The organism is Streptomyces ferrugineus (genome assembly GCF_015160855.1).
Lineage (GTDB): Bacteria > Actinomycetota > Actinomycetes > Streptomycetales > Streptomycetaceae > Streptomyces > Streptomyces ferrugineus.
In genome coordinates, this window is the sequence record NZ_CP063373.1 from 4,894,485 (window position 1) to 4,908,390 (window position 13,906).

The following is a 13,906-nucleotide window of genomic DNA, read 5'->3' on the forward strand; positions in this document are numbered from 1 at the left end:
CGCAGGTCGCACGTCGGCGGGGCCCTGCAGACCCTGAGCGTCTCGCGCGTACCCCGTTCGACGTCCCCCCATCTGCTCGTGTGCTGAGGAGTGAATTCGTGCCGCAGAGTTATCGCATCGCCGCGATTCCGGGCGACGGGATCGGCCGTGAGGTCGTCCCCGAGGGCCTGAGGTGTCTCCAGGCAGCCGCCGATGTCCATGAGTTCGCGCTCGACGTCACCGAGTTCGACTTCGCCAGCGCCGAGTACTGGCTCAAGCACGGCAGGATGCTGCCCGAGGACTGGCGGGACGTCCTCGGCGGCTTCGACGCGATCTACTTCGGCGCGGTCGGATGGCCCGAGGTGGTTCCCGACCACGTTTCGCTGTGGGGCAGCCTCCTTCAGTTCCGGCGCGGCTTCGACCAGTACGTCAACCTGCGTCCGGTCCGGCTGTTGCGCGGCGTCCGCAGTCCTCTGCGTGATCACCGGCCGGGGGACATCGACTTCTGGGTCGTGCGGGAGAACACCGAGGGCGAGTACTCCAGCATCGGCGGCCGGATCTTCGAGGGCACCGACCGCGAGACGGTCGTCCAGGAGACCGTCATGACACGGACCGGCGTCGACCGGGTGCTGCGCTACGCCTTCGACCTCGCCTCCAGCCGCCCCCGCAAGCGACTGACCTGGGCGACGAAGAGCAACGGCATCTCGATCTCGATGCCGTACTGGGACGAGCGCGCCGCCGAGATGGCCGCGCGCTATCCCGACGTGACCGCGGACAAGGACCACATCGACATCCTGACGGCCAAGTTCGTGCTGCAGCCCGACCGGTACGACGTCGTCGTCGCCAGCAACCTGTTCGGCGACATCCTCTCCGACCTCGGGCCCGCCTGCACCGGCACCATCGGCATCGCCCCGAGCGCGAACATCAATCCGGACCGGACCTGGCCCAGCCTGTTCGAGCCGGTCCACGGATCGGCTCCGGACATCGCCGGCCTGGGCATCGCCAACCCCGTCGGACAGATCTGGAGCGGCGCGATGATGCTCGACCACCTCGGCGAGCGGGAAGCGGCCGCACACATCATGGCCGCCATCGAGAGCGTGCTCGACCAGCAGCCCGAGGCGGCCACCCCGGACTTGGGCGGCACGGGCACCACGGTGGGTCTGGGAAAGGCCGTCGCCGCACGGATCGCGGCAGGGCCGGACGGCAGCGGGGGAGCGGCGGCGGGTGCCAGGGCCGCTCGCGAGCTCGACGAGGAGGTCGCGGCGTCATGACCGTACCCGTTTGCGACCCGGTGGGTCTCGAAGTGCGGTGGGACCGGCTGGCCGCGGCCACGGACGAGGCGGCGTCCGCGATGCTCCGCACGGCGTTCTCGACGATCATCCGGGAGTCCAACGACTACACGGTCGTCCTCATGGACCGCCAGGGCCGCACGATGGCGGAGTCCCGGGCCGGGATCCCGGCCTTCGCCGCTCTGATGAGCTCGCTCACCGCTGTGGTCCTGGAGCGATTCCCGGCCGACGAGTGGCAGGACGGCGACTGCGTCATCACGAACGATCCGTGGATCGCCACCGGTCACCTGCCCGACATCGCCATGGTCACCCCGGTCTTCCACCAGGGCAGGCTCGTGGCCTACGCCGGCACCGTGGCCCACGCGGCCGACATCGGCGGCACACCCTCCATGGGCGCCACCGAGCTGATCTCCGAGGGCCTCCTGATCCCGCCGCTGCGCCTCCTGCGCGCCGGGCAGGTCGAGCAGGGCGTCAAGGACCTCCTGCTGGCCAATGTGCGGCTGGCCGACCAGGTGTGGGGCGACCTCGAAGCACAGGTGGCGGCGCACGACGTATGCCGACGGCGTGCCCAGGAGTTCCTCACCGACTTCGACGAACCGGACTTCGAGGACTTCGCCGCCCAGGTCCACGCGGTGACCGACGCCGCGATGCGTGCCGCCGTCCGGGAACTGCCCGACGGTGTCTACCGCTCCGCCCTGGACGCAGACGGCGTTCAGGGCCGTCCCACGCACATCGAGTGCACGGTGACCGTCCGCGGCGACGAGGTCGAGATCGACTACACCGGTAGCTCACCGCAGGTGCCGTTCGCGACCAACTCGACCCTGAACTACACGCGCGCCTACTCCATGTATCCGCTCAAGATCCTGCTCGACCCGTCCACCCGCACCAACTGGGGCTCCTACCGCGCCGTCCGGGTCTCCGCACCCGAGGGCACGATCGTCAACCCCGCCTTCCCCGCGCCGGTCGTGGCCAGGCACCTCACCGGGCACCTGCTCTCGTGCGCCGTCTACCAGGCGCTGGCACCGGTCCTGCCCGATCGCGTCATCGCCGACAGCGGAGGCGCGCCCGCCCTGCGCGTCCGCCTCGCCGGCGTCGACGACCGTGGCCGCCCCTTCAGCCTGATGCTCTTCGCCAACGCCGGCATGGGCGCCTCCCAGGAGACGGACGGGCTCTCCACGACTGCCTTCCCGACGAACTCCGGCAGCGGCAGCATCGAAGCCCTGGAGGCCGCGTCCCCGCTGCACTTCCTCCGCAAGGAACTGCGCGCCGGATCGGGCGGACGGGGCCGCCGCCGCGGTGGCCTGGGCCAGGACATCGAAGTACGCAACCCGACGAGCCGCCCGGTCCAGATGGTCCTGCTCGGAGACCGCGAGCAGTATCCGGCACTCGGCCTCGCCGGCGGCGAGCCGGGCGCCACCGCACAGGCCGTCCTGGACTCCTGTGAACGCGTCCCCCTGAAGTCTGTCACCCGCCTGGCTCCCGGTTCCTCGGTCGTGATCTCGTTCGCCGGAGGTGGCGGGTTCGGCGAGGCCGAGGAACGTGAGCCCGAACTTCTCGTAGCCGACGAGATCGCCGGCTACACCATTCCGCTCGCGCGGCACCAACACAGGGCACGTGAGGAGGCGGGGCGATGAGCGGCACGGTCCGGATCGGTGTCGACGTCGGCGGAACCTTCACCGACCTGGTGCTCCACGATCCGCGCCGCGGTCTGACGTGGCCGGGAAAACTGCCCACCACACTCCACGCCCCCAACGAGGCGATCACCGCCGGGATCGACCGTCTGCTGGAGGAGACCTCCACATCCCCCGGTGACGTCGCGGACATCGTGCACGGCACCACGCTGGTGACGAACACGCTGCTCGAACGCACCGGAGCCGTGGTCGGCCTGCTGACCAACAGCGGCTTCAGCGACGTGGTGGAGATGGGACGGGAGACACGGTTCGACACCACCGACCTGCACGCCCGGCCGGCCGAGCCGTTGGTGCCGCGTCACCTGCGGCGCGGTGTACCCGGCCGCATCACCGCCGACGGACGCGAACTCGAACCACTCGACGACAGCGCCGTCCGTACGGCGGTGGAGGACCTGGTGGGCCGGGGCGTCGAGGCACTGGCCGTGGCCCTGCTCCACTCCTACCGCAACGCCGGGCACGAGCACCGCGTGCGCGATCTGATCGCGCGGACGCACCCGGACCTCCCCGTCACCCTCTCCAGCGCCGTGGCCCCGGTCATCGGCGAGTACGAACGTGCCGGCACCGCCTGCCTGAACGCCTATGTCCAGCCCCTGATGTCACGCTACCTCGACGAACTGCGCGCCGACCTGGCCACCATGGGGATCGACGCGCCCCTTCGCGTCATGCTCTCCGGCGGCGGCATCACCACGGTCGAGGACGCCAAGGAGGTCCCCGTGCGGCTGCTCGAATCGGGCCCCGCCGCCGGCCTCATCGCCGCGGCCGCCCTGGCCCGGACGCTGGGGGAAGAGGATGTCGTCTCGTTCGACATGGGCGGTACCACGGCGAAGATCGCCGTCGTCCAGGAGGGCCGACCGCGACGCAGGCACGACTTCGAGGCGGGCCGGGTCGACAAGTTCAAACCGGGCTCCGGACTGCCCGTGCGCCTGACCGTCGTCGACATGATCGAGATCGGTTCGGGAGGAGGGTCGATCGCGGCACCCGACACGCTCGGGCTGCTCAAGGTGGGACCCCGCAGCGCCGGATCCGTGCCGGGTCCCGTGGCCTACGGCCGTGGGGGCGAGCGGCCCACCGTCACGGACGCCGGCCTGGTGCTGGGCCATCTCGACGCGGAGACCTTCCTGGGCGGCGAGATGCGACTGCACACGGCCGAGGTCCACAAGGCACTGACCCGTGAAGTGGCCGCTCCTCTGGGACTCGAACTCACCGACGCCGCTGCCGGGATCGTGGAGGTGGTCACCGAGAACATGGCGTCCGCCACCCGTATGCACCTGTCCGAGCAGGGCAGGGACCCTGCCGACTGCGCACTGCTGGCCTTCGGCGGGGCCGGACCCGCACACGCCTACGGACTGGCGAAAGCCCTGAAGATGTCCAAGGTGATCGTGCCGATGAGGGCCGGAGTCATGTCCGCCTGTGGGCTGCTGACCGCCGCACCCACCGTCGACGAGGTCCGCAGCCTGCCGTCACCTCTTGCCGACGTCGACTGGGACCAGGTCGCCACGCTGTACGACGCGATGATGACCCGCGCCACTGGAACACTCGGGCCGGGAGATCCGGAACCGGTGCAGGTGCGCCGCTCGGTCGACATGCGCTACCTCGGCCAGGGCTTCGAGATCGAAGTCGACCTGCCCGCACAGGACTTGGGCCCGTCCGACCTCGTGGCCATCCATACCGCCTTCGAGTCCACGTACCGTGCGGCGTTCGGACGTTCCCTCCACGGACCCGCGGAGGTCGTCAACTGGCGCCTCGCGCTGCGGCGACCCGGCCGCGAAGTGTCGTCGATGCAGAGCACGTACGCGCGAGGCCGGACGGCACGCCGCGGTGTCCGGTCGGTCCATTTCCCGGGACACGGAGTGCTCGAGGCCACGGTGTGGGACCGCTACGAACTCACACCGGGAGCCGAGATGGCAGGACCCGCGGTCTTCGAGGAACGCGAGACATCCTGCTCCTTCGGGCCGGAATGCCGGATCAGGGTCACCGACGACCTGACCCTCGTCGTCGAGTTCGACCGCACCGGTACCGCCTCCTAGAAGCCGCACGACTTGACAGCAACAGTGGGCCGGAGCCGCGGGGGTCGATCGTCCCCCATCACCTCACCCCACAGGCCCGCACCAACCACCTCATTCAGTAGCTGCCCCGGTCGGTGGCGGCACGAAGGGACGATCCTCATGACGACGACGTCGGCAGGGCAGCGCCAAGGGACTCGGCGCATCACGTTCCTGGTGGCTCTCGCGGTTTTCGCACAGGAGTCGACCTGGAACTTCTACGAATCTCAGGTTCCGCCGCTCCTGTGGGAGCACCTCGCCAGCGCAGCCGTCGTAGGTCTGCTGATGGGCATGGACAACCTGCTGGGCATCTTCATCCAGCCGTGGATCGGCAACCGGTCGGACCGCACGAGGACCTCCTGGGGGCGGCGGATGCCCTACCTGGTCGTCGGAATGCCGATCGCCGCCGTGCTGTTCGTCGTCATCCCGCACACGGCGGCGTCCTTGCCGCTGTTGATCGCGGTGATGTTCTCGTACGCGCTCGTGGCGAACACGTTCAAGCCGATCGCCGAAGCACTCGTGCCGGACTTCATCGCGCCCGAGCGGCGCAGCCGGGCCAATGCCGCAGTCAAGATCGCGTCGAGTCTGACGGCCATCGTCGCGGCGGTCATCAGCGTCCTCCTGGTCGACAACCATCTGAGCCTCGCCTTCGCGATCCCCGCGATCATCATGCTGATCTCGATCGCGGTGCTCGCCGGCACCGTGCGCGACAGCCGGTCCCCGGCCTACCGCGCCGCGCTGGCCGAAAGCGACGAGACACACAGGGACGGGCGCGCCGAGCCACGAGTCAGGGACACCCTCCTGGAGATCCTCAAGGACACCGACCGCCGCCGGCTCCTGCTCCTCGTCGCGATTCTGCTCTTCGGCAGCGCCTGGGCCGCGTCCAGGTCGTTGATGACGCCGTACGGGACGGAAGCGCTCGACATGTCACGCGGCGCCGCCGGAGGGCTCACCCTGCCGAGCGGTCTCGCGTTCATCGTGGCCGCCTACCCGGCCGCCGTGCTCGCCGAGCGCTACGGACGGCTTCGGGTCATGACCGCGGGTATGTCGGTCTTCGCCGGCGCCATGGTGCTGGGGACGCTCATCCAGACTGCGACGGGAGCCACCGTCGCCCTGTGCATCGCGGCAGCCGGTGCGACCTGTTTCCTGGTCAACGCGGTGGTCGTCCTGTGGAACCTCGCACCCTCGGCACGCGTGTTCGGCACCTACGCCGGTCTGTACACCGTCGGTTGGGCCGGCGGCGGCTTCCTGGGTCCGGCGCTGGTCGGCGCGATGGTCGACGTCAACGGCTGGCGCTTGATGCTCCTGGACATCGCCGTCGTCGCCGCGCTGTCGATCACCGTCGTCACCAGGATCAGCGCACTCCAGCGGCGCACAGCCCCCGCACTCGCACAGCGGCAGGAGACGAGGAACACATGGCCCACATCCTGATCACCACGGACTACCTGCGGCCCGGCGACGAGGTCGACCAGTACCTGCGGACACACGGCCACACGACCGTCCACTCACCGATGGCCGGCCGACGCGACCCCGAGCAACTCGTCGCCCTCCTCGACGGCATCGACGCGGCACTCGTCGCCAATGAGCCCCTGACCGCCGACGTCCTGTCCCGAGCTCCCCGCCTGCGCGCCGTCGTGCGGACCGGCGTAGGCCATGACTCGATCGATATCGCCGCCGCGGGCAGGCTCGGCATCACGGTGAGCAATCTGCCGGGCATCAACGCCAACGCCGTGGCCGAGTACACCCTCGGTCTGCTGCTGGCCGCGGCACGGCGCCTGGTGCAGAGCGCGTCCGGGGTCAGGGCCGGTGGCTGGCCCAGGCAGGACGGCCGTGAACTGCGCGGGTCCACTCTCGGCCTGCTCGGGTACGGCGCGGCCGCCCGTGCCGTCGTACCGCTGGCCCAGGCGTTCGGCATGCGTGTCCTCTGCACGACCGGTGTGCCGGAGCACGAGCGCACCGATCCGTCGGTGCGGTTCGTCGGACTTCCCGAGCTGCTGACGACCGCCGACTACGTGTCGATCCACACCGCGCTCACGGACCGGACGCGACGACTCCTCGACGCCACCGCGTTCGGCCGGATGAAGCCGACGGCGATCCTGGTCAACACGGCTCGCGGAGCGATCGTCGACGAGCAGGCACTGGCCGACGCCGTGCGCACGGGACGGATCGCCGGAGCGGCGCTCGACGTGGTGGGCGACGAGCCGCTCGCCGCCGACAGCCCGCTGCGGGACGTGGACGGGATCGTCGTCTACTCCCACCTCGCCGGACAGACCGCCGAAGCACGCGCGGCTGCCGGCATCGAGGGCGCGGCCGAGGTGATGGCCGCCCTCGCGGGCCGCCCCCGATTCCCCGTGAACACCCACCTGCTGCCCCAGACCCAGCCGGACGGATGACACACCCCTGCCATGCCACTCACCCCACACCGACAGGTAAGGAAGAACACCCATGGACAACGAACCGGCCCGTTCCGTCAGGGTCCTCACACCAACAGGCATGCTCGGAGCCGGATTTCCCGAGGCCACCGTCGAACGCGGCCTGGAACTGGGCGCCGACGTGATCGCCGTGGACGGAGGGAGCACCGACTCCGGCCCCTACTACCTCGGTGCGTCGCAGCCCAAGACCACCCGCGCGGCGGTCGCCCGCGACCTTCGCGTGCTGCTGAAAGCCGCGGCACGCGCCGGCATCCCGCTGATCGTGGGCTCCTGCGGTACCAGCGGCACCGACAACGGCGTCGACTGGGTCTCCGAGATCGTCGCGGACATCCAGGCAGACGAAGGACTGAGCCTCCCGGTAGCGCGGATCTACAGCGAGCAGGACGCCGACCGCCTCAAGGAGCAACTGACGGCCGGCCGCATCCACCCGCTGCCGCCACTGGGAGATCTCCAGCCGGACACCCTCGACAGCTGCACCCACATCGTCGGAATGATGGGGCACGAACCGATCGTCGCCGCGATCGAGGCCGGCGCCCAGGTCGTGCTGGCGGGACGGGCCACCGACACGGCCGTCGCGGCCGCCTACCCCCTCATGAAGGGGATGCCGGCCGGACCGACCTGGCACGCCTCCAAGATCGTCGAATGCGGCGGACAATGCACCAGCGACCCAAGGGCCGGTGGAGTACTGGCCACCATCGACACCGACGGCTTCACCATCGAGCCGCTCGACCCGACCGCGGCCTGCACCCCCATCCTGGTCGCCGCACACATGCTCTACGAGACCGTGAACCCCTTCCGGATGCGTGAGCCCGACGGCACCCTCGACGTCAGCGAGGCCACCTACACGGCCCTCGACGACCGCACGGTGCGCGTGGAGGGTTCGCGTTTCCACGTTGCCGACCAGCACACCGTCAAGCTCGAGGGCGCGCGCGTCACCGGCTACGAGACGATGTCCTTCAGCGCCGTCCGGGACCCGCACATCCTCGCCCAGATCGACGACTGGGCCGACCTGTTGCGCGCGGTGCTGACGCAGCGGGTGGAGCAGACTCTGGGCCTCGGCGAGGACAAGTACGCCTTCGACGTACGCCTCTACGGCCACAACGCCGTACTGGAGCAGGCCGACCCGGCCCAGGGCCCGCCCCGTGAGGTGGGAGTCATGCTCCTCGTCAACGCGCCGGACCAGGAGACCGCCACCGCCGTCGCCAAGATCGCGAACCCCTTGATGCTGCACCTGCCGACTGCCGACATGCACTACCTGCCCAGTCTGGCCTTCGCCACCTCCCCGGCCGAGATCGAGCGCGGCCCCGCGTACGAGTTCGTCCTCAACCACGCCGTCGACACCACCACCCCCACCGACATGTTCCGCATCGAGATCGAGGAGACCCCGCGCCATGGCTGAGTCCGGCCCCACCACGCTCGGAGACCTGGCCTTCGAGGTCCGGTCCAAGAACGCCGGGCCCTTCTGGGTCACCATGGAACTGTTCATGCGTGACGCCGAGAGCTACGCCATCGCCGCCGACGAGTCGTTCCTCAACGAGCACACGGTCGCCGAGCTCTACGGAGTCGACGAGACCGAGATCCAGATGTTCCGCATCCCGTCGCTGAACGTCGTAAAGATCTCCTTCCCGCGCCCGGTCAGCCAGGCATCCCTCCGCGACCGTGACATTCACTCCGGACAGCATCACGTTCCCCTGGCGACGCTGCTCGTGCCCGCGACCTGAACACGCTTGGGGCCGGGTGGACATCGCCGTCCGTCCCACGTGGCCTGAGCTTGGTGTTTAACCTCGGCCGTTCACCTGACCCGCTGATCTTGGTTCGTTCCAGGGACAACAGGGCGGCCGTTCTTCACGCTTCGAGGTGTCGAGCAACGTCGCGTGAAGGAACGGCCGCTGGTGAAGAGTCTCGCCGCTGAACAGTCCGCTGACGCCGCGGTGGGCGTCCTGTCCCACTTTCGTGTCGAGTTCTACGACTGCCTCTACACCCGGGCGGATGCGCTCTTCGAGCTCACCGACGCGGTGCTGTGCTCGGACGGCCCGGTGACGTCGCTGGTCGAGTTGACGCTCACCGCCGAGCACCGGCGCGGGCACGGAGCGATGTACGACGCGGTCAACCACGGCTGGCTGGAACCGCGCCGCCTGCGCAGGCTGCTGGCCGCCACGCCGCTGCCACGCGCCGCCGACGGGCGGATCGTGCTCGCGGTGGACGTGAGCAACTGGCTGCGACCCGACGCCCCCACCAGCCCGGAGTTGCTGTTCTGCCACGTCTACGGGCGGGGCCGCAGCGCGGATCAGTTCATCCCCGGCTGGCCCTACTCCTTCGTCGCCGCCCTGGAGACGGGACGCACGTCATGGACGGCCGTGCTGGACGCGATCCGGCTGGGGTCGTGCGACGATGCCACCGCGGTGACCGCCGCCCAGCTGCGCGAGGTGGTCACCCGGCTGGTGCACGCCGGGCAGTGGCAGCCGGGCGACGCAGACATCCTCGTCGTGATGGACACCGGCTACGACGTCACCCGCCTCGCCTACGTCCTGGCCGACCTGCCCGTCGAACTGGTCGGCCGCCTACGCTCGGACCGCGTCATGCTCCGGGACGCCGGCCCACGCCGCTCCTCCCCGCGTGGCGGGCAGCCCCGCAAGCACGGCGGCGTCCTCACCTTCTCCAAGCCGGAGACCTGGCACACCCCCGACCAAGCCACGACCTGCGACACCACCCGCTACGGCACGGCCGAAGCCCTCGCCTGGGACCGGATGCACCCCCGATTGCAGGCCCGCGGCCCCTGGCTCGACCACTGCGGCGAACTCCCTCTGATCCACGGCACGTTGATCCGGCTGAAGGTCGAGCACCTACCTGGTGACCGCGACCCCAAGCCGGTATGGATGTGGTCCTCGCGCACCGGCATGACCGGCCAGGACGTCGACCTGCGCTGGCAGGCGTTCCTCCGCAGATTCGATCTTGAACATACCTTCCGGCTGTTCAAGCAGACCCTGGGCTGGACCGTCCCCAAGGTCCGCGATCCGCACACGGCCGACCTGTGGACCTGGCTGATCATCGCCGCCCACACCCAACTCCGCCTCGCCCGGCCCCTCGCCGAGGACCTCCGCCGCCCCTGGGAACGGCCCTCCGAGCCGCGCCGGCTCACCCCCGCCCGAGTCCGCCGAGGGTTCCGCCACCTCCGCGTGAAGACCGCCCGTCCCGCCGACGTGCCCAGACCCTCCAAGCCCGGACCCGGACGCCCACCCGGCTCGAAGAACCGCAGGCCAGCCCCACGTCACGAGCCTGGGAAGACCGTGAAACGAATCGAAACCCTCACCGAACACGTCCGCCTGAAACAGCAGCGAGGTTAATGATCAAGCTGAGGTCCCGGTCCGTATGCGAACCGGATGCGTTTGAACGGCCTGCTACTCGGCCGGCGGCGACATCCTGTGGGCGTCCACCGCTGGGCCGCGTCAGGCACCTCCCGGCGACCGGCCCGGAGGTGCCTGGCGGCAGCGCTTGGCTGCCGAAGTGGCCGTCATGCAGGCCGGCACGCCCTACGCCCTACCCCCTGTGCTCAGCGCCAGCCCAGTGCCGGAGCGACATGGGTCAGGAGGCTCTCGATCACGTGGGCGTTGTACGCGACCCCGAGCTGGTTCGGCACGGTGAGCAGCAGGGTGTCGGCGACGGCGACGGCTTCGTCGTCGGCGAGTTGCTTGACCAGCACATCGGGCTCGGCGGCGTAGGAGCGGCCGAAGACTGCGCGGGTGTTGGCGTCGATGTAGCCGATCTGATCCTTGGAGTCGCTCTCACGGCCGAAGTAGGCGCGATCACGGTCGTCGATCAGTGCGAAGATGCTGCGGCTGACCGACACCCGCGGCTCGCGGGTGTGCCCGGCCTCCCGCCAGGCCGCACGGTAGGCCTCGATCTGCTTGCGCTGCTGGACGTGCAGCGGTTCGCCGCTTTCGTCGTCCTTGAGGGTCGAGCTCTGCAGGTTCATCCCGAGCGTGGCCGCCCACACCGCCGTGGCGTTCGAGCCGGACCCCCACCAGATACGGTCCCTGAGGCCCTCGGAGTGCGGCTCGATGCGCAGCAGCCCCGGCGGGTTGGAGAACATCGGATTGGGGTTGGGCCGCGCGAACCCCTCGCCCCGGAGCACATCGAGGAGGCGCTCGGTGTGGGCGCGTGCCATGTCGCCGTCGGTCATCCCCTCGGACGGCACATGCCCGAAGTGGCGCCAGCCGTCAATGACCTGCTCCGGTGATCCCCGGCTGAGGCCGAGCTGCAGCCGACCACCGGAGATCAGGTCTGCGGCGCCGGCGTCCTCGGCCATGTACAGCGGGTTCTCGTAGCGCATGTCGATCACGCCGGTGCCGATCTCGATCCGGCTGGTACGCGCGCCGATGGCCGCGAGCAGCGGGAATGGCGAGGCGTACTGCCGCGCGAAGTGATGGACCCGGAAGTACGCGCCGTCGGCGCCCAGTTCCTCCGCGGCCACCGCGAGGTCGATCGCCTGGAGGAGGGAATCCGCCGCGGAGCGCGTCTGCGAGTGCGGGGACGGCGTCCAGTGTCCGAAGGACAGGAACCCGATCTTTTTCATACCGCTTTCAACAATCAAGGTCGCTGTTCATTCCCTGCCGACCCTGCCGCGCCCTGGGACCAGCAACGCGGTCGCCAGGGCACGCGCATGCGACCCTTCGCGAGCATCGGTGCCCTGGCCCGGGCGGTCACGAGCCAGTCCCGCTCGCTGGCCTCACCCCCCTGCTGGCCGGCTCTGAGCTTGGTGTTTAACCTCGGCCGTTCACCTGACCCGCTGATCTTGGTTCGTTCCAGGGACAACAGGGCGGCCGTTCTTCACGCTTCGAGGTGTCGAGCAACGTCGCGTGAAGGAACGGCCGCTGGTGAAGAGTCTCGCCGCTGAACAGTCCGCTGACGCCGCGGTGGGCGTCCTGTCCCACTTTCGTGTCGAGTTCTACGACTGCCTCTACACCCGGGCGGATGCGCTCTTCGAGCTCACCGACGCGGTGCTGTGCTCGGACGGCCCGGTGACGTCGCTGGTCGAGTTGACGCTCACCGCCGAGCACCGGCGCGGGCACGGAGCGATGTACGACGCGGTCAACCACGGCTGGCTGGAACCGCGCCGCCTGCGCAGGCTGCTGGCCGCCACGCCGCTGCCACGCGCCGCCGACGGGCGGATCGTGCTCGCGGTGGACGTGAGCAACTGGCTGCGACCCGACGCCCCCACCAGCCCGGAGTTGCTGTTCTGCCACGTCTACGGGCGGGGCCGCAGCGCGGATCAGTTCATCCCCGGCTGGCCCTACTCCTTCGTCGCCGCCCTGGAGACGGGACGCACGTCATGGACGGCCGTGCTGGACGCGATCCGGCTGGGGCCGTGCGACGATGCCACCGCGGTGACCGCCGCCCAGCTGCGCGAGGTGGTCACCCGGCTGGTGCACGCCGGGCAGTGGCAGCCGGGCGACGCAGACATCCTCGTCGTGATGGACACCGGCTACGACGTCACCCGCCTCGCCTACGTCCTGGCCGACCTGCCCGTCGAACTGGTCGGCCGCCTACGCTCGGACCGCGTCATGCTCCGGGACGCCGGCCCACGCCGCTCCTCCCCGCGTGGCGGGCAGCCCCGCAAGCACGGCGGCGTCCTCACCTTCTCCAAGCCGGAGACCTGGCACACCCCCGACCAAGCCACGACCTGCGACACCACCCGCTACGGCACGGCCGAAGCCCTCGCCTGGGACCGGATGCACCCCCGATTGCAGGCCCGCGGCCCCTGGCTCGACCACTGCGGCGAACTCCCTCTGATCCACGGCACGTTGATCCGGCTGAAGGTCGAGCACCTACCTGGTGACCGCGACCCCAAGCCGGTATGGATGTGGTCCTCGCGCACCGGCATGACCGGCCAGGACGTCGACCTGCGCTGGCAGGCGTTCCTCCGCAGATTCGATCTTGAACATACCTTCCGGCTGTTCAAGCAGACCCTGGGCTGGACCGTCCCCAAGGTCCGCGATCCGCACACGGCCGACCTGTGGACCTGGCTGATCATCGCCGCCCACACCCAACTCCGCCTCGCCCGGCCCCTCGCCGAGGACCTCCGCCGCCCCTGGGAACGGCCCTCCGAGCCGCGCCGGCTCACCCCCGCCCGAGTCCGCCGAGGGTTCCGCCACCTCCGCGTGAAGACCGCCCGTCCCGCCGACGTGCCCAGACCCTCCAAGCCCGGACCCGGACGCCCACCCGGCTCGAAGAACCGCAGGCCAGCCCCACGTCACGAGCCTGGGAAGACCGTGAAACGAATCGAAACCCTCACCGAACACGTCCGCCTGAAACAGCAGCGAGGTTAATGATCAAGCTGAGTGCCTGTGTCTGATCCAGTCATGCCAAGACTGGCGTCTTTCGTGTCCGATGACACGCGACGCTGTGAAACACCGCGAGGGGCAGCCGGATGACCCCGGCTGCCCATCGCGCCTGCTTCAGCGGTCCGGCGTCGC

10 protein-coding genes are annotated in these 13,906 nt (G+C 69.8%); 9 read left to right on the forward strand and 1 reads right to left on the reverse strand.

Going from position 1 to position 13,906, the window contains the following annotated elements; genetic code table 11:
- Positions 1-98: 98 nt before the first annotated feature.
- The 8 genes from IM697_RS22350 (at position 99) to IM697_RS22385 (ending at position 10,777) form a co-directional block, all read left to right on the forward strand.
- Entirely contained in the window at positions 99-1,250 is a 1,152-nt protein-coding gene (locus tag IM697_RS22350; protein ID WP_194049464.1) for a tartrate dehydrogenase, read from the forward strand.
- On the forward strand, positions 1,247-2,902 hold the full coding sequence (locus tag IM697_RS22355; RefSeq protein WP_194049465.1) for a hydantoinase B/oxoprolinase family protein: 1,656 nt from the start codon (positions 1,247-1,249) through the stop codon (positions 2,900-2,902). Before IM697_RS22350 ends, IM697_RS22355 begins: the two co-directional genes overlap by 4 nt.
- Positions 2,899-4,986 carry a hydantoinase/oxoprolinase family protein gene (locus tag IM697_RS22360; RefSeq protein WP_194049466.1) on the forward strand — a complete coding sequence of 696 codons (2,088 nt, stop codon included), beginning with the start codon at positions 2,899-2,901 and terminating at the stop codon, positions 4,984-4,986. Before IM697_RS22355 ends, IM697_RS22360 begins: the two co-directional genes overlap by 4 nt.
- A 192-nt stretch (positions 4,987-5,178) precedes the next feature.
- Positions 5,179-6,432 carry an MFS transporter gene (locus tag IM697_RS22365; protein ID WP_228044849.1) on the forward strand — a complete coding sequence of 418 codons (1,254 nt, stop codon included), beginning with the start codon at positions 5,179-5,181 and terminating at the stop codon, positions 6,430-6,432.
- A complete protein-coding gene (locus IM697_RS22370; RefSeq protein ID WP_194049468.1) occupies positions 6,417-7,394 on the forward strand; it encodes a phosphoglycerate dehydrogenase in 978 nt (325 codons plus the stop codon). The genes IM697_RS22365 and IM697_RS22370 overlap by 16 nt, the downstream gene beginning before the upstream one ends.
- A 52-nt stretch (positions 7,395-7,446) precedes the next feature.
- Positions 7,447-8,832: an acyclic terpene utilization AtuA family protein gene (locus IM697_RS22375; RefSeq protein ID WP_194049469.1), complete on the forward strand. Its 1,386-nt coding sequence runs from the start codon at positions 7,447-7,449 to the stop codon at positions 8,830-8,832.
- On the forward strand, positions 8,825-9,154 hold the full coding sequence (locus IM697_RS22380; RefSeq protein WP_194049470.1) for a DUF4387 domain-containing protein: 330 nt from the start codon (positions 8,825-8,827) through the stop codon (positions 9,152-9,154). The genes IM697_RS22375 and IM697_RS22380 overlap by 8 nt, the downstream gene beginning before the upstream one ends.
- Before the next feature lie 210 nt (positions 9,155-9,364).
- Positions 9,365-10,777 carry an NF041680 family putative transposase gene (locus IM697_RS22385; protein ID WP_322734573.1) on the forward strand — a complete coding sequence of 471 codons (1,413 nt, stop codon included), beginning with the start codon at positions 9,365-9,367 and terminating at the stop codon, positions 10,775-10,777.
- Positions 10,778-10,983: 206 nt separating this feature from the next.
- Here the strand turns inward: IM697_RS22385 and IM697_RS22390 are convergent, their stop codons facing one another.
- On the reverse strand, positions 10,984-12,006 hold the full coding sequence (locus IM697_RS22390) for an LLM class flavin-dependent oxidoreductase (protein ID WP_194049471.1): 1,023 nt from the start codon (positions 12,004-12,006) through the stop codon (positions 10,984-10,986).
- A 340-nt stretch (positions 12,007-12,346) separates the two neighbouring features.
- On the opposite strand from IM697_RS22390, the gene IM697_RS22395 reads away from it, so the two are divergent.
- Positions 12,347-13,759: an NF041680 family putative transposase gene (locus tag IM697_RS22395; RefSeq protein WP_322734577.1), complete on the forward strand. Its 1,413-nt coding sequence runs from the start codon at positions 12,347-12,349 to the stop codon at positions 13,757-13,759.
- Positions 13,760-13,906 lie beyond the last annotated feature (147 nt).